We start from the raw sequence: 16415 nt of genomic DNA on the forward strand, positions 1-16415 counted from the left end.
TGTCGCATCCGCGCTGGTGGAGACCGAGCCGGAAGACTTGCCGCTGCCTGTGGAGGAGCGGTGGCGGAGTACGACGGTCTGGGCGAAGGTCGGGGAATGATCCGACGTACCGACCGCCGCCCTTGCGTCCGCAACCAGAGTGAACTGGACCGGTTCTGGCAGCGCTGGACGCGAGCGCGCTCCGACGAAGTTGCCGGCACGACCTGCGCCCTCGTCTTCGCGGACGGGCGGATGACCCGCAAAGCGCTGACCTTCGTCGACATCGACGGTCCACTGGGTGACGCCGAGCAGCACTTGCTTGCTCGATGGATCCGCGACCTCCTCGATGAGGATACGGCTGGCTGGAGCATTGCCATGCTGATGACGCGGCCCGGCTTGCCCACGGTCGATGAACGTGACATCGCCTGGGCCGCTTCCTTGTACGTCGCCGCTCGAAGAGCGGGAGTCGGTTGCGAAGTGGTGCATCTCGCCGTCGGTCGGAGAGTGCTTCCGTTGCCGCTCGACGCGTTGACGATGGGGCGAAGGCCTTGAGTCGCTCAGCGCACGATGACGGCGACTCGGCCGATCACGACCCGCTCTCCGCCGGCGGTGATGGAGACCGTCAAGGTGCTCGTTCCGCGTCGGATCGCCTTCCACGAGCGGCCGTAGTTCGGGCCTTCTTTCCAGTCGTCGAGGGTCAACGCATCTCCGGCGACCTCGCCCGCGAGCGTGCTGATCCGCTTGCCGTGACCGTAGACCCAGATCGTCGAGCCGAGCTCCAGGCGGATCGTCGTACCGGCGCGGAGCTGAGCGTCGCTACGCCCCTTGTAGTCCATGCTGTCGCCGGGGCCGACCGAGTTGACCTCGACGCTGACCTCCTCCGCTGGCCCCGAGGGCTCGGCGATCTCGGTCATGGTCACCACCTCGCCCGGCGCGAGCATCGTGCCGGGGGCCGGATCGGTCTCCAAGACGTAGCCGGCCTTGGAGCCCGGCACAGGCTTCGTGCGTACCTCCACCTCCAGGCCCGCGGCCTCCAGGGCCTCCCGGTAGTGGGCCCCAGCGTCGTCGTCCTGCTTCGTGTCGTTGATGCGGCTGAAGCCGGGTACCGCGACCTGGTCGGGGACGATGCGGATCCAGGAGATGATCTCCTCGACCTGTGCCGATGTCGCCGAGGCGATCGTGAACGAGGCGTGCTCAGACGGGATGTACACGCCGTTGCTGCAGACGGGTCGTCGCCCGGGCAGGCAACTCGTCACGCTCTTTTGCGCGGGCACTCCATCGATCTCGAACTCCACCTTCGGAGCGAGCGCCAGCCTGTTGCTTCGGGTGACCCATACCCTGTCGTGCACTTTCGGCGCGGTCCATGCGCAACTCTCGATCGCCGACACGTCCACCACCACCGTCGGCCTTGTCGGCGTGCCGCAGCGCAGGGCGTTCGTCGCCCAGTCCTCCGGCACGGCGATCGCCGCGTGGCCGATCCCCACCAGCCGGGTCCCAGGCGGAGCCGGCTCGGCGGCCTGAGTCGCCATCCGACCCGGGCGATCCGGGCCGGGCGCCTGCGGGCGGGAGCCGAAGAGCGTCGTACCTCCGATGACGACGGCGAGTACGCCGGCAACCGCGGTACCCGATGCCACCAGCTGCCGCCGTTGCCGGGTACGGCCGCGCGCTGCGATCGCAGCGGCGTCGAGGTGCGGTGCCTCGGGCACAGCCTGGTGCAGCAGGTCGCGGAGCTCGTGCTCGTTCATGCTTCCTCCAACAGTGTCGAGGACCGCAGCGTGGCGAGGGCGCGAGCGGTCTGGCTCTTGACCGTGCCGACGCTGATCCCGAGTGCCGAGGCGGTCTGAGCTTCGGTGAGGTCGTCGTAGAAGCGGAGGACGATCACGGCTCGCTGCCCGCGTGGCAGGCGTGCGAGTGCGGCAAGCACATCGCGCCGTACGGACGGGTCGGCATCGCCGGCCACCGGCTCGGGGAGGGTAGAGGTGGGCACCTCGCCCACCCACTTCCGCCGCCGCCAGTCGATGTAGGTGGTGACCAGCGCCCGACGCACGTAGGCATCGACCGTGTCGCTCGCGATCCGGTCCCAACGGCGCCAGCACTTCACCAGCGCGGTCTGCACCAGGTCCTCGGCGCGTTGCCGGTCACCGGTGAGCAGCCAGGCGCTGCGCCAGAGCGCGCGACCGCGCGCGGCGACGTACTCCTCGAACGACGGTGCCTGCACCGACACAGCCTCGCTCATCCACGACCTCCTCGACCGACAGGACGAGGTGGGAGTCGTCGATGGTTGTCACCGTCTCCACAGGACGTACGACGTCGTGCCTCGCCGAACGCGCACGGTCGGTGTCGCGCGCTCGACCGATCCGTCGAGGGAGAGGCGAACGATGGCAACGCGACCTTGCCGCTTCGCGAGCGCGAGCAGGGTGCGGTCCGATTCCCACACGATGCTGTCGCCACGTACGCCGTCCGGTAGGTCGAAGCCCGCCCGCACCTCACCTGTCGTGGCCGTATGGATCGTCAGTCGTCGCTTCCGCGACGCCAGCACGGCCGCGCCGTCCGGGCTGAAGGAGCGCAAGACGTCGTGCTCCGCGCGCCAGCGGACCTCGCCGGCATCGTTCGTCACCGCGTCCCCCACAGCCAGCCGGACGAGCAGCAGACGCGACGAGACGGCAACGACGCTGCGGACCCGTGGGAGTCGACGGGGTGGAGCGTCGAAGTGGGTGATCCAGGCACCCCGGTCGAAGCCGGAGTTGTAGACGACCGCGTCACCGAGGAAGCCGACCACCGACGCCGTTCGCCCGCCGAGAGACACGGTGACCTCGCCGGTACCGTCGCTCGCGGCTCGGTGCACGGCCCCGGCCGACCGGTCATCGCCTTCGGGGCATCGCACCGTCACCCATGCCACCAGGTCACCCGTGCGAGAGCTGGCCGGGAGACCGCTGGAGCAGTGCTGTGCGGACGGCCAGGACTCCACAGTGCGCCCGCCCACCACCAGGTCGAGACCGTTGGTGCCCTCGAAGAAGCGGGTATCGGCGACAAGGTGGCCGTCGGCGTACGGCAGCACGCCCTGGAGACCGCGAGGAGCCCCGATGACCTCGCCCGTGGGGGTGAAGGCGACGTCTCTGCGTCCGTAGGCGATGCGCGGCCGCGGACCAGCAGGGACCCCGGTCCACGTGGGCGACGCACGCACGACATCATCAGAAGCACCGGTTGCCGTAGGTCGCGAGGCCGGCAAGCGGTGCTCGGCCTGGGAGACGCATGACGTCAGCACGAGTGCGGCGACTGCAAGCCCCGCAGCCGCTCGGTGAGCCTGTGGCATGCCTGTTGCACGTCCACCCCCGCGTCTGGGTTGTCACGCGCGCCGTCGTTGCGGGCTAGGGTCGGCGTGCCATGAACGACGAGCTGTACGACGACGCCGACCGGGAGCGGCTGGTCCCGGAGCCTCCCAAGCGGGTGGTCGCGCCGACCCGCGCTCCCTTCGAGCGCGACCGGGCGCGTGTCGTGCATGCCGCAGCTTCCCGTCGGTTGGCAGCGAAGACGCAGGTGGTCGGCCCGCAGAGCGACGACTTCGTGCGCAACCGGCTCACGCACAGTCTCGAGGTCGCGCAGATCGCCCGCGACCTGGCCCGTGCGCTGGGCTGCCATCCCGACATCGCCGAGACCGCGGCGCTCGCCCACGACCTCGGGCATCCACCATTCGGCCACAACGGCGAGGCGGTGCTCGACGAGCTCGCCGCAGACTGCGGCGGCTTCGAGGGGAATGCGCAGACGCTGCGGATCCTCACCCGGCTGGAGGCGAAGACGTTCGATGCCGATGGCCTCTCCGTCGGTCTCAACCTCACCCGGGCGACGCTCGACGCCTGCACCAAGTACCCCTGGCGCCGCCCTGCCGAAGGCGGCAAGTTCGGGGTCTACGCCGACGATCTCCCAGTCTTCTCGTGGATGCGGCAGGGGGCTCCGGTACGCCGCCAGTGCGTCGAGGCTCAGGTCATGGATCTCGCCGATGATGTCGCGTACTCGGTGCACGACGTCGAGGACGGCGTGGTCGCCGGGAGCATCGACCTGCTCTGGTTGGACGACGCGGGCCGCAGGCGTGAGGTGTGGCAGACGGTCCGAGGGTGGTATCTGCCCGACGCCGGCGACGACGTGCTCGACGCTGCCTGGAGGCAACTGCGCGATCAGCGGAGCTGGCCGAGCCTGAGCTGGGACGGCAGCCGCCGGTCGATGGCGGCGCTGAAGAACCTCACGAGTGACCTGATCGGCCGCTTCTGCGGTGCCGCTCAGGCCGCCAACGGCCCGGCACCCGTGGTCCGCTTCGCCGCCGACCTGACGGTGCCCGACGCGACCCTTCTCGAGATCGCCGTGCTCAAGGGGGTGGCCGCGCACTTCGTGATGCAGAGCGGCGAGCGGCGCGCGATCATGGCGCAGCAGCGCGACCTGGTGGCCGAGCTCGTCGGGGTGCTCGACGAGCGTCCCGACCTCATGGGCCGCGAGTTCGTCGACGACCACGCGGAGGCACGCGACGACGCGGCCCGGCGGCGGGTGGTCATCGACCAGGTGGCCTCCCTGACCGACGCCTCCGCCACGGCCTGGCACACTCGCCTGTGCAGCTGAGCGGTCGGCTGAGCAGGTTCGAGCTGCGCTGTCGGGCGGCACCGTAGACTCCGGTTGTGGCCGGGCGGATCAGGGACGAAGACATCGCCGCGGTCCGCGACAAGGCGCGGATCGACGACGTGATCTCGGCCTATGTCACGCTGCGGAATGCCGGCGGTGGCTCGATGAAGGGCCTGTGTCCGTTCCATGACGAGAAGTCGCCCTCCTTCAACGTCAACCCGTCCCGCCAGTTCTTCCACTGCTTCGGATGTGGCGAGGGCGGCGACGTCTTCTCCTTCCTGATGAAGATCGACGGCTTGAGCTTCACCGAGGCGGTCGAGCGGCTGGCCGAGCAGTTCTCGGTCGAGCTACGGCGCGTCGACGGGGGAGAGGCGCCGCAGCGCCGCGGCCCGCAGCGGAGTCGCTTGATCACCGCCAACCGGATGGCGCAGGAGTACTACGCCGCCCAGCTGGCCAGCCCCGATGCGTTGGCAGCCCGCCAGTTCCTGGCCGGTCGCGGCTTCGACAAGGAGTCCGCCGACCGGTTCGGCATCGGCTTCGCGCCCCGTGACGGCGAGGCGCTCTTCCGCCATCTCCGCCAGCAGGGCCTCTCCGAGGAGGAGCTTGTGGTCGCAGGCCTGGCGAAGCGAGGCAACCGCGGCCACTACGACACCTTCCGCGGCCGGCTGCTCTGGCCGATCCGCGATTCGGCCGGTGACACGATCGGCTTCGGCGCTCGGCGGATCTTCGACGACGACCGCATCGAGGCGAAGTACCTCAACACGCCCGAGACCCCCCTCTACAAGAAGTCGCAGGTGCTCTACGGCATCGACCTCGCCCGCGGCGACATCGACCGCACCACCCGGGCCGTCGTGGTCGAGGGCTACACCGACGTCATGGCCTGCCATCTCGCCGGCGTGACGACGGCCGTTGCCTCCTGCGGTACGGCGTTCGGTGACGACCATGCGCGGCTCCTGCGGCGGTTCCTCGATCACCAGAAGGGTGGCCAAGGAGAGGTCATCTTCACCTTCGACGGCGACGCGGCCGGGCAGAAGGCGGCGATGAAGGCCTTCGAGGGCGACCACAACTTCCTCGCCCAGACCTATGTCGCCGTGGAGGCGTCCGGCATGGACCCCTGCGACCTGCGGCTGGCCAAGGGGGACGAGGCGGTCCGCGAACTGATCGACGGCCGCATCCCGCTCTACCGCTTCGTCCTGGCCAATGTGCTGGGTCGCTTCGACCTGGACCGCGCCGACTCGCGTGTCGATGCGCTCCGGGAGGCGGCGGGTCTGGTGCACAGCGTCCGCGACACGTCGAAGATCGAGGCCTTCACCCGCGAGCTGGCCAGCAGCATCGGCGTCGACATCGACGAGGCCCGGCGTGAGGTGCGCAAGGCAGCGGCCCGCCCGCGGGGGCAGCGGGAGACGCCCGTGCGACGGGCGCCCGAGCCCGAGACCCCGGCGCCCGTCGCTGCGCCGCGGGCGCTACCGATGCCGGACCCGCGTGACCCGAGGATCAGTCTCGAGCGCGAGACGCTCAAGCTGGTGCTGCACCACCCGGAGGTGGTGGCTCGGATCGCCGACCCGCTCACCACCGACGACTTCCAACACCCGGCCTACCGGGCGTTGTGGACGCTGATCGCCGCCTCCGGAGGTGCCTCCGGAGCGCACACCGGCTGGGTTGCGCAGCTGCGCGATGCCGCGCCGGACCCGACGGTCGCGACCTTGGTGGTCGCCCTCGGAGTGGAGCCGATCCGATCGACGCGTGAGCCCGATGCGGCGTACGTGCGTAGCTTCGTCTCCCGACTCCAGGAGATGTCGGTCGCACGACGCATCGCCGACCTGACCTCCAAGCTGCAGCGCAGCGATCCGACGGGCGACGACTACCGGACGTTGCAGGCGTCCCTAATGGAGGCCGAGCGGCGTCGCCGGTCGTTGCGTGAGCTTGCGCTGGGGTTGCAGTGATCCGTCGTCGGCCCTCTTCCAGCCTGCCGCGGGGTGAGCGCGCGCTCGCCACTGCCCTCGACGAGAACGGGACGCCGGTGGTCGGCAGTCGCCGCGCTCTCTACCTGGGCGAGCATCGGGTCCCGTGGGAGCAGGTGCACCGGGCTGACTGGGATCCCGAGGAGGAGCGGCTCGCCGTCAGCGAGGTGGGGGAGTTCGGCCGCGAGCGGCCCGTGCATGTCCTGGTCCTGACCCAGCCCGGCCGCTTGCTGGAGCTGGTGCGGGAGCGAGTGACCGCGACGATGCTGGTGCAGCGGCACGTGCCGATCGTCGGCGACAAGGGGGTCTTCGTGATCGCCCGGCGAGCCAGCGACGGTAGCGGGGTCACCTGGTACCTCGACTTCCAGCCAGGGGTGGACCCGGCCGACCCTGAGGTACGTCGCGCCGCCCGCGAGGCGCTTGCCGCCGTCCGTGACGATGTCGGGATGTGAGCGAGGTATCCGGATTTCACCTCCGGCCCCACCCTTGCTAGTGTTTCCCTCGCTGCCAAGCGATCCCCTGTAGCTCAACTGGCAGAGCATTCGGCTGTTAACCGGAGGGTTGTTGGTTCGAGTCCAACCGGGGGAGCAAGAGAAGGCCTCTGATCCGCGGAGACGCGGAGCAGGGGCCTTCGTCACGTTCCGCGCCCCGATCGGGCTAGCCTCAGGCCCATGACGCTGCCGATCTGGTTGGAGGCGGGCCTCTGGGGCCTGCTTGCGGGCGGAGCACTCGTGATCGGCGCGGCGGTCGCCTGGCTGGTCCCGGTCTCCCAGAAAGTCGTCGCCGCGGTGATGGCCTTCGGTGCGGGCGTGCTGATCTCGGCCCTCTCCTTCGACCTGCTCGACGACGCCGAGCGCATGGGTGGCCTCGGCCCCACACTCGGTGGCTTCCTCGCCGGTGCCGTCACGTACGTCGCCGCCAACGTCGTCCTGGCCCGCTACGGTGCCCGGCACCGCAAGCGCTCGCAGGATCAGCAGCCCAGCGAGGACGAGGACGCCAACAGCGGAGCGGCCATCGCCGTCGGTGCGCTGCTCGACGGTGTGCCGGAGTCGGTGGTGCTCGGCATCTCGCTGCTCGGGGGCAGCGGAGTCGGGCTCCCGGTGCTCGCCGCCATCTTCATCTCGAACCTCCCGGAGGGACTCTCCAGCGCCGCCGGCATGAAGCGCAACGGCCGGAGCGCCCGTTATGTGTTCGGTGTCTGGACGGGCATCGCTGTGGCGAGTGGCATCGCCGGGCTGCTCGGCTGTCTGCTCCTCGAAGGAGCGCCGCCCGGACTCGTCGCGGGCATCACCGCCGTCGCTGCTGGGGCGATCCTGGCCATGATCGCCGACACGATGATCCCGGAGGCCTTCGAGGTGGCGCAGTTCTACTCCGGACTCATTGCCACCCTGGGCTTCGCGACCGCCTTCGCCATCGGGCATCTGTAGCGGTCGGGCACAGTCCGAAAAACCTTCGCGATGCCACGTAACCCGGACCGCGGGTACTCGTTGTGGTGGGCAGGGAGAAGCGCCGGAAAAACCTCCCTCCCTCCCTTTCCGGCGTCGGGTGTCCGTACTCCCGCGTTCGGCACTGCATGGGGCGTGCCGAACGTTGCGGACACCCTCACCTCTTCTCTGGCATGCTCGGCTCCATGGACGAGCTCATGCCCCTGACCCCCGTCGACGAGTCCTGGCAGACCGCGCTGTGTGTGGTCGCCCACCCGGACGATCTCGAGTTCGGCGCAGCGGCCGCGGTGGCGCGCTGGACCGCGCAGGGCAAACGCGTCGTCTACTGCATGGTGACGAGCGGGGAGGCCGGCATCGACGGCATGCACCCCGACCAGTGCCGCACGGTCCGGGAGGCCGAGCAGATCGAGTCGGGCCGCATCGTCGGGGTCGACGAGGTGATCTTCCTCGGCGAGCCGGACGGCATCGTGGAGGCCACCGTCGCGCTGCGCAGCCGGATCGCTCGCGTGGTGCGCGAGGTCCGGCCCGACATCGTGATCACCAACAACTTCCGGGAGACCTGGGGCGGCCGCAACCTCAACCAGGCCGACCACATCGCCGTCGGCGCGGCCTCCGTCGACGCGGTGCGCGACGCGGGCAACCGCTGGATCTTCTCCGACCAGCTGGTCGACGGCCTCGAGCCGTGGGGCGGCGTACGGGAGGTGTGGGCGGCGGGGTCGCCACAGGCGACCTACGCAGTGGACACCACCGACACCTTCGACGCCGGGGTCGCCTCCTTGGAGGCCCATCGTGCCTACATCGACGGCCTGGGCTGGGAGGACTGGGACGCCGAGGAGTTCCTCGCCGGCGGTGCTCGCCAGGCCGGCTCCCGGCTGGGAGTGCGCTACGCCACGGCCTTCGAGGTGTTCCCGATGGGATGGGGCGAGTGACGTCGTCCGGAGGATCCCGGCTAGGGTGCTGACCTGTTCCAGGGCCGGTAGCTCAGCTGGTTAGAGCAGGAGACTCATAATCTCCCACGCGCGGGTTCGAGCCCCGCCCGGCCTACTGCTCTCCGTTGATGAGATAGGTGCCGTCCTCGTAGGCCAGGTCGACGGTGACGTCGTCGACACGATCGGGGCCCTTCTTCATCTTGTAGTGCACGCGATAGGTCACCGTGAGCCGGTCCGGATCCGCGTTGACCTGCTGCAGTTGCGCTGCTCGCACCGTGTCCCACCAGCCGTGGTAGCTCTCGAGCCCGCCGCTGGTCTGCTGGAAAGCGGGGGTCAGGTGCTCGAAAGCCGCATCCGGGTCGTCGACGACCAGCGCGAGGTAGTCCGTGATGAACGCCTCCATCTCCGCCCTGGTCGGGGTCGGAGCAGGTTCGGTGGTCTCGGTCGAAGATGCCTGGTCGGTCGGCTCTGCGGTCGTTGCTGGAGGATCCGACGACTCGTCCCGGAGCACCAGCCAACCGCCGACCCCCAGCACCGCGAGCAGTAGCACCGCAACGGCTGCCAGCAGCGGCGTACGCCGGCGTGGGGCGAACACCTGCGTCTGCTCAGCTGCCGGCGCTTCTTGTGCCGCCGCGATCTGCGGGCGGGGCGGCGGTGCCGGGCGGGTCGGGACCGCCGCTGCCGCGCCCGGACCTCCGGCGAGGAACACCTGCACGTCGCGGGCCGACCAGCGCTGTTGCGGGTCCCGCTCCATCGTGCCGCGCAGCACCGGGTCGAGCCAGCCAGCACGGTCGGTCCGGGGCGGCTCCTCGTGCACCAGGCGGTAGAGCGCGCCCATCAGGTTCCCACTCGTGTCGTACGGCGGGTGCCCGGTCAGGGTGTGGAAGATCGAGGCGCCGAGCGACCAGACGTCGCTGGCGGCGGTGGCGCCGCCCCCGGCGGCCACCTCGGGAGCGAGATAGCCGGGGGAGCCGGTGACCAGACCCGTCGCGGTCAGGCTGGCGTCGGCGCCGGTGCGCGCGATGCCGAAGTCGCCGAGCTTCACCTGCCGCTCACGCGTGACCAGCATGTTGCCGGGCTTCACGTCGCGATGCACGATCCCCGCAGCGTGCGCGGCCGCGAGGGCGGCAGCCGCTTGAGCCATCAGCGGGGCTGTCTGGTCGGGGGAGAGGGGCCCCTCCCGCCGCACCAACGTCGAGAGGTCGACCGAGTCGACGTACTCCATCACCAGCCACAGGTCGTCGCCGTCGTCAGCGAGGTCGAAGACCGCAACCACGCCCGCGTGGTTGAGCATCGCGGAGACGCGCGCCTCCCGCTGGACTCGCTCCTCGGTCGCACCCAGGCCCTCACGGTGGGCGAGCCGCTTGAGGGCGACCTCCCGGCCGAGCACCTCGTCCCGGGCCAGCCAGACCGCGCCCATGCCGCCGCGACCGACCTCCCGGAGCAGCGTGTATCGCCCCGCGACCTGTTGTTGCATGCCACCTCCAAGCACCGCGACGAGATTACGTGAACCCCGGGCGGCGAGGGAGATCAGCCGAGGAACTCGACCCGGAACGTCGGCCCAAAGTCGCTCGAACCACGCTGCAGTCCGTCGCTGAAGTCCAGATGCGCACGACCGACCTCGACCACTCCGGGCGTGTCCGAGGTCACGCCGATCACCAGCTGGTCGCCGCCGCCGATCGCCAGCCTCGCGTTCTTGGCACCGGTCCACTTCTTGCAGAAGGGCTCCGGCCTGGTCGTCTGGGCGATGGCCCCGTCGTGGCAGACCCAGGTGCTGACCTCCGCGCCGGGCGCGGAGATCTTGATCGAGTGGATCGTCACGGTGCGGGCCTTGTCGTCTCCGGCAGGCACGCCGAGGTAGACCGTCTGCCCGGCCTTCACGCGTGCTTCGATGGTCCGGCCGGAGCTGGACAGGTCGGAGGGGTGGAACGCCCACCACCAGGCGGAGGCCACGACCACGGCGAGCACCGGGATCCAGAGCCAGCGCAGCCAACGCCGTCGGCCGACGTCGAGGTCGCCGGTGACGACGGGAGGTGTGGTCATGGGCGACACCCTATGAGAAAGAGGCGATCGCCCGGGGGTGAATCTGTGGGACGACCCTCCGGTGTCGCTCGACTCAGGCATGATGCCGCCATGATCAGTCTGGATCGTCCCGTGGTCGAGGGAACCGTCGCCGTCCGCGACGGCCGTCGGCTCAGTTTCGCCGAGCACGGCACCACCCATGGTCCCGCCGTCATCTGGATGCACGGCACTCCCGGGGCCAGGCGGCAGATCCCCGTCGAGGCCCGCGCCTATGCCTCGCGACGCGGCATCCGGCTGATCGGCATCGACCGACCGGGGATCGGCTCGTCCACGGCTCACCTCTACCGCGACATCCACGACTGGACGGCCGACCTGGAGATCTTCGCCGACACGCTGGGCATCGACGGCATGCACCTGATCGGGCTCTCCGGCGGCGGTCCCTACGTCCTCGCCGCCGCGCACGCGCTGCCGCACCGCGTGCACGGCGTCGGCGTCCTCGGCGGCGTCGCGCCCACCGTCGGACCGGAGGCCGCCGAAGGCGGGATCATCCAGCTCGCCGTCGCGCTCGCGCCGCTGATCTCGGCGGTCAGGGTGCCGCTGGGAATCGGACTCACGCAGGCGATCCGGATGGTGCGCCCGCTCGCCGGCGCCGGTCTCGACCTGTACGCCGCGGTGCAGCCGGTAGGCGACAAGACCCTGCTCGCCCGCCCCGAGTTCAAGGCGATGTTCCTCGACGACCTGCTCAACGGGTCGCGCTTCCAGACCTCGGCCCCGCTCAACGACCTGGTGCTCTTCACCCGGGACTGGGGGTTCCGGGTCGCCGACATCGAGGTGCCGGTGCGCTGGTGGCACGGCGACGCCGACCACATCGTGCCGTTCGCCCATGGCCGGCACGTGGTGGACCTGCTTGCGGACGCGGAGCTGCGCACCATCGACGGGGAGTCGCACCTGGGTGGCCTGGGGGTTGCCGAGGAGGTGCTCGACGCTCTGCTCGCGCTCGGGCCGCACGACGAGGGCGCGCCGGCTGTGTAGCTCGACACGCTGGAGTGTTTCACTGGTGTGATTCGCACCGATGGTTCACAATGGACCCACAACTGCACACGCGTGCATCAAGCGGTTCCACCGCTCCACCTTCGAGGTCGCTGGGGAAGGCGTGTCTCGACGCCGGAGATGGAGGAGCCCACCATGAGCACGACCAACAACCGCACCACCGGAGTCTCGGCGACCCGAGGGATGTTCTACGTCCACTCGGCGCCGTCTGCGCTGTGCCCCCACGTGGAGTGGGCACTCGGTGGTGTCCTTGGCGTTGCCGTGAACCTCGAGTGGACGCCGCAGCCTGCGCAGGCGGGCACCTATCGCGCCGAGTTCTCCTGGACCGGCTCCGTCGGCACCGCTGCCGCTGTCGCGTCTGCCCTGCGCGGGTGGAACCACCTCAGGTTCGAGATCACCGAGGAGCCGACCGCCGGCGCCGAGGGTGCGCGCTACTCCTACACCCCCGAGCTGGGGATCTTCCACGCCGTGACCGGGCTCCACGGCGACATCATGATCCCCGAGGACCGGCTCAAGGCCGCCGTCGTCAAGGCAGCGTTGGGCGACACCACGCTGCCGATCGAGATCGACAAGCTGCTCGGCAAGCAGTGGGACGACGAGCTGGAGACGTTCCGGTACGCCGGTGACGGTGCTCCGGTGCGCTGGTTGCACCAGGTCGTCTGAGCACCGGTCGTCCGAGCCTCACTCCGTGGGCTGGTACCAGGGGAAGAACGGCGGCATCTGCGACGTGCGTCCGGTGAACTCCGGGTCCCGCTTCTCCAGGAACGAGCGCACGCCTTCCTTGCCGTCGGCCAGCGAGGCGTAGTAGATCGCCAGCGAGTCGACCTGGTGGGCCACCAGCGGGTGGTCGGCGGCGCTGTTGCGGTACATCATCTGACGGGCCAGGGCGGTCGCAACCGGGGAACGGTGGTCGATGAACGAGTGCGCCAGGGCGTACGCCGCCTCGAGCAGCTCCTCCGGCGCGTGCACCGAGCGCACCAGGCCGCCCTCGTGCGCAGCCTCCGCGCTGAGGATCTCGGCCGAGTAGACCCACTCCAGTGCCCGGGACATGCCCACGAGACGGGGCAGGAACCAGGTGGAGGTCGCCTCGGGGGTGATGCCGATCTTCCCGAAGACGAAGCCGATCCGAGCCTTGGTGGAGGCGAGTCGCACGTCCATCGGCAGCGTCATGGTGGCGCCGATGCCGACGGCTGGCCCGTTGATCGCGCCGATCACCGGCTTGAGGCAGTCGAAGATCGCCAGCGATACGCGGCCACCCGTGTCGCGCACGCCGACCTGGATGCCGGGCTCGGTCATCCGCTGCTGCATGTCCTCCAGCGTGGGTGCCGCATCCTCGTCGAGGCCGAAGACGTTGCCCTCACGGGTCAGGTCCATGCCGGCGCAGAAGGCCCGGCCGGACCCCGTCACCACGATGGCACCAACCTCGTCGTCGGTGCTCGCGCGACGGAAGGCGTGCTCGAGATCGTCGGCCATCGCCAGCGTGAACGAGTTCAGCTCCTCGGGCCGGTCCAAGGTGATGGTCAGGACACGGTCGACGACCTCGTAGCGGATGGTCGTATAGGCGCGCTCAGCAGTCATGGTCGCAGGCTATCGACCGGCGCCGGACGTCCTGCGACATGGTCGCTGGGGCGACCACCACGCAGGACGTCTGCGGCAACGTCCTGCTCACTGGCTGCCCGAGCAGCCACAAGGTAGGACGCTGCGCGGGTCACAGGGGGATGTTGCCGTGCGCGCCGCGCACCGCCGAGCCGCCTGCAGCGGCCGCCGCGGACGCCTCCTCCAAGGCGCGCGCGATCGTCGACCGGGTGGCGCTCGGGGCGAGCACCTCGTCGACGACACCGATCTCCACGGCCTTGTCGACGCCGCCGGCGATCCGCTCGTGCTCTGCCGCGAGCTCCGCCTCGACGGCCGGGCGGATGTCGGGAGCGACCTCGGCGAGCTTGCGCCGGTGCAGGATGCGCACCGCCGCCACCGCGCCCATGACGGCTACCTCGGCACCCGGCCAGGCGTAGACCTTCGTGGCGCCCAGAGAGCGGGAGTTCATCGCGATGTAGGCGCCGCCGTACGTCTTGCGGGTGACCAGGGTGACCCGCGGGACCACCGACTCGCCGAAGGCGTGCAGGAGCTTGGCACCGCGGCGTACGACGCCGTCCCACTCCTGGCCGACGCCCGGCAAGTAGCCCGGGACGTCCACGATGACGATCAGGGGCACGCCGAACGCGTCGCACATGCGCACGAAGCGCGAAGCCTTCTCCGCCGACAGCGAGTCGAGGCAGCCGCCGAGCCGGAGCGGGTTGTTGGCGATCACCCCGACGGTGCGTCCGCCCATCCGGCCCAGTGCGGTCACGATGTTGGGCGCCCAGCGACCGTGCAGCTCGACGGTGGTGCCCTCGTCGAGCATCGTCTCGACCAGGGGGTGCACGTCGTAGGCGCGCTTCTTGGACTCCGGCAGCAGCGCCTCGAGGTCCGTGTCCGTGACCGCGGCGACGTCCATGGTGCCCTGCGCGCCGAGCAGGGTCGCGACCTCCCGGGCCCGGCCCAGCGCTTCCTCCTCGGAGTCGGTGAGCAGGTGCACGACGCCGCTGCGGCGGCCGTGCGGCTCGGGGCCGCCGAGGCGCAGCATGTCGACGTCCTCACCGGTCACCGAGCGGACCACGTCGGGACCGGTCACGAAGATGCGTCCCTCGGGGCCGAGGATCACCACGTCGGTGAGCGCCGGGCCGTACGCCGCGCCGCCGGCCGCAGGGCCGAGCACCACGGAGATCTGCGGGATCCTGCCGGAGGCCTGCGTCATCGCGTGGAAGATCTCGCCGACCGCGTGCAGTGACAGCACGCCCTCAGCGAGGCGGGCGCCGCCCGAGTGCCACAGGCCGATGACGGGCACCTGCTGCCGCATCGCCTCGTCGTACGCCGCGACGACGGCCTTGCAGCCGACCTCGCCCATCGCGCCGCCCATGATGGTGGGGTCGCTGCAGAAGGCGACGACGGGGGAGCCGGAGACGGTGCCGGTCACGGCCAGCATGCCGGAGTCGTCCAGCGCGGTGATCGGTTGGAGTGAGCGCTCGTCGAGCAGCGCGCCGAGGCGGTGCAGCGGGTGGCGCGGGTCCTCCTCGCGCGGCGGCTTCGTGGCTGCCGGTGCGGCCGCGGTCATCAGTTGCTCCCGAAGGCGACGGCCACGTTGGCGCCACCGAAGCCGAAGGAGTTGTTGAGCGCCGCGATGTCGCCGGCCGGCAGGTCGCGGGCCTTGGTCGGGATGTCGAGCTCCACGGCGGGGTCCTGGTTGTCCAGGTTGATGGTGGGCGGGCTGACGCGGTCACGGATGGCCAGCACGGTCGCTACCGCTTCGAGGGCGCCGGCCCCACCGAGCAGGTGTCCGGTCATCGACTTGGTGCTGGTGACGACGACATTGCCGGCCTGCGCACCGAGCGTGGCATGCAGCATCAGGCCTTCGGCGACGTCGCCCTGCGGGGTAGAGGTGGCGTGCGCGTTGACGTGCACGACGTCGTTGGGGCTGAACTCGCCGTTGCGGATCGCCGCGGCGATCGCGCGGGTGCCGCCGCGACCCTCGGGATCGGGCTGCGCGATGTCGTGGGCGTCGTTGCTGATGCCGGCGCCGAGCACGACGGCGTGGATGCGGGCACCGCGGGCCCGGGCGTGCTCCTCGGACTCCAGCACCAGGATGCCGGAGCCCTCCCCGAGCACGAAGCCGTCACGGGCGGTGTCCCAGGGACGCGAGGTGGCGGTCGGGTCGCCGCCCTCCTCGCTGCCGGTCTTCGACAGGGCCATCATCTGGGCGAAGGCCGCCATCGGGAGCGGGTGGATCGCTGCCTCGGTGCCGCCGGCGATGACGACGTCGGCACGTCCGAGGCGGATCATGTCGATGGCCATCGCGATGGCCTCGTTGCCCGAGGCGCAGGCGGAGGTGGGCGCGTGTACGGCGGCACGGGCGCCGAAGCGCAGGCTGATGTTGGCTGCCGGAGCGTTGGGCATCAGCATCGGCACGGAGAGCGGGCTGACCCGGCGGGGGCCCTTCTCCTTGAGCGCGTCGTAGTTGGCCAGCAGCGTGGTGACGCCGCCGATGCCGGAGGCGACAGCGACGCCGAGTCGCTCGGTGTCGAGCTCCACGCCCTCGAGCCCTGCGTCCGCCCATGCCTCCTCAGCAGCGACCATGGCGAACTGCGCCGAGCGGTCGAGCCGGCGGGCCTTCACCCGGTCGAGGACCTCGGTGGGCTCGACGGCGACGCGGCCGCCGATCTTCACCGGAAGGTCGGCCACCACGTCGTCCTCGAGCCTGCGGATGCCGGACTGACCGGCAAGCATCGCGGTCCAGGTGGAGGCGACGTCCCCGCCGAGGGGGTTCGTGGTGCCGAGACCGGTCACGACTACGCGCTTGAGAGACATGGTGCTCCTTGAGTGGGAAT

General features: G+C 70.4%; 16 protein-coding genes and 2 tRNA genes. 10 read left to right on the plus strand and 8 right to left on the minus strand.

Annotated features, from left to right (window positions below):
• The first annotated feature begins 96 nt into the window (after positions 1-96).
• Entirely contained in the window at positions 97-531 is a 435-nt protein-coding gene (locus DNK54_RS01670; RefSeq protein WP_110205213.1) for a hypothetical protein, read from the plus strand.
• A gap of 5 nt (positions 532-536) precedes the next feature.
• On the opposite strand, the gene DNK54_RS01675 is transcribed toward DNK54_RS01670, so the two are convergent.
• The 3 genes from DNK54_RS01675 to DNK54_RS01685 are packed head-to-tail and all read right to left on the minus strand — an operon-like array spanning position 537 to position 3163.
• Positions 537-1724, minus strand: a complete 1188-nt coding sequence (locus DNK54_RS01675; RefSeq protein ID WP_110205214.1) for a PASTA domain-containing protein — start codon at positions 1722-1724, stop codon at positions 537-539.
• Entirely contained in the window at positions 1721-2215 is a 495-nt protein-coding gene (locus tag DNK54_RS01680; RefSeq protein WP_110205215.1) for a SigE family RNA polymerase sigma factor, read from the minus strand. The genes DNK54_RS01675 and DNK54_RS01680 overlap by 4 nt, the downstream gene beginning before the upstream one ends.
• A gap of 48 nt (positions 2216-2263) precedes the next feature.
• Entirely contained in the window at positions 2264-3163 is a 900-nt protein-coding gene (locus DNK54_RS01685; RefSeq protein WP_110205216.1) for a hypothetical protein, read from the minus strand.
• 200 nt (positions 3164-3363) lie between these two features.
• Between DNK54_RS01685 and DNK54_RS01690 the strand changes: the two genes are divergently transcribed.
• From DNK54_RS01690 to DNK54_RS01720, 7 genes are all read left to right on the plus strand, one after another.
• Positions 3364-4587, plus strand: a complete 1224-nt coding sequence (locus DNK54_RS01690) for a deoxyguanosinetriphosphate triphosphohydrolase (protein WP_110205217.1) — start codon at positions 3364-3366, stop codon at positions 4585-4587.
• Between the two features lie 56 nt (positions 4588-4643).
• Positions 4644-6530, plus strand: coding sequence for a DNA primase (dnaG, locus tag DNK54_RS01695; RefSeq protein ID WP_110205218.1), 1887 nt, complete (start codon positions 4644-4646; stop codon positions 6528-6530).
• Positions 6527-7000 (plus strand): hypothetical protein, encoded by a 474-nt coding sequence (locus DNK54_RS20990; protein WP_162602268.1) that lies wholly within the window; start codon positions 6527-6529, stop codon positions 6998-7000. Before dnaG ends, DNK54_RS20990 begins: the two co-directional genes overlap by 4 nt.
• Positions 7001-7063: 63 nt before the next feature.
• Positions 7064-7136, plus strand: a tRNA-Asn gene (locus tag DNK54_RS01705).
• 83 nt (positions 7137-7219) lie between these two features.
• Complete coding sequence (locus tag DNK54_RS01710) at positions 7220-7975, plus strand: ZIP family metal transporter (protein ID WP_239459858.1); 756 nt, start codon at positions 7220-7222, stop codon at positions 7973-7975.
• Positions 7976-8178: 203 nt separating this feature from the next.
• Complete coding sequence (locus tag DNK54_RS01715) at positions 8179-8922, plus strand: PIG-L deacetylase family protein (RefSeq protein ID WP_110205767.1); 744 nt, start codon at positions 8179-8181, stop codon at positions 8920-8922.
• Between the two features lie 41 nt (positions 8923-8963).
• A tRNA-Ile gene (locus DNK54_RS01720) sits at positions 8964-9037 on the plus strand.
• Here DNK54_RS01720 and DNK54_RS01725 read toward each other — a convergent pair.
• Both DNK54_RS01725 and DNK54_RS01730 read right to left on the minus strand, forming a co-directional pair.
• Positions 9035-10399 carry a serine/threonine-protein kinase gene (locus DNK54_RS01725; RefSeq protein ID WP_110205219.1) on the minus strand — a complete coding sequence of 455 codons (1365 nt, stop codon included), beginning with the start codon at positions 10397-10399 and terminating at the stop codon, positions 9035-9037. The two genes, DNK54_RS01720 and DNK54_RS01725, sit on opposite strands and share 3 nt — an antisense overlap.
• Positions 10400-10452: 53 nt before the next feature.
• Entirely contained in the window at positions 10453-10965 is a 513-nt protein-coding gene (locus tag DNK54_RS01730; protein WP_110205220.1) for a hypothetical protein, read from the minus strand.
• A 90-nt stretch (positions 10966-11055) separates the two neighbouring features.
• Between DNK54_RS01730 and DNK54_RS01735 the strand changes: the two genes are divergently transcribed.
• Both DNK54_RS01735 and DNK54_RS01740 read left to right on the plus strand, forming a co-directional pair.
• A complete protein-coding gene (locus DNK54_RS01735; RefSeq protein WP_110205221.1) occupies positions 11056-11976 on the plus strand; it encodes an alpha/beta fold hydrolase in 921 nt (306 codons plus the stop codon).
• 153 nt (positions 11977-12129) lie between these two features.
• On the plus strand, positions 12130-12657 hold the full coding sequence (locus DNK54_RS01740; RefSeq protein WP_110205222.1) for a DUF3145 domain-containing protein: 528 nt from the start codon (positions 12130-12132) through the stop codon (positions 12655-12657).
• Positions 12658-12675: 18 nt separating this feature from the next.
• On the opposite strand, the gene DNK54_RS01745 is transcribed toward DNK54_RS01740, so the two are convergent.
• The 3 genes from DNK54_RS01745 to DNK54_RS01755 form a co-directional block, all read right to left on the minus strand.
• On the minus strand, positions 12676-13572 hold the full coding sequence (locus DNK54_RS01745; protein ID WP_110205223.1) for a crotonase/enoyl-CoA hydratase family protein: 897 nt from the start codon (positions 13570-13572) through the stop codon (positions 12676-12678).
• A 130-nt stretch (positions 13573-13702) separates the two neighbouring features.
• Positions 13703-15145: an acyl-CoA carboxylase subunit beta gene (locus DNK54_RS01750; protein ID WP_110205224.1), complete on the minus strand. Its 1443-nt coding sequence runs from the start codon at positions 15143-15145 to the stop codon at positions 13703-13705.
• Positions 15145-16395, minus strand: a complete 1251-nt coding sequence (locus DNK54_RS01755) for a beta-ketoacyl-[acyl-carrier-protein] synthase family protein (RefSeq protein ID WP_110205225.1) — start codon at positions 16393-16395, stop codon at positions 15145-15147. Before DNK54_RS01755 ends, DNK54_RS01750 begins: the two co-directional genes overlap by 1 nt.
• Positions 16396-16415: the final 20 nt, after the last annotated feature.

It is taken from the genome of Nocardioides daejeonensis, assembly GCF_003194585.1.
GTDB classification, from domain to species: Bacteria; Actinomycetota; Actinomycetes; order Propionibacteriales; family Nocardioidaceae; genus Nocardioides; species Nocardioides daejeonensis.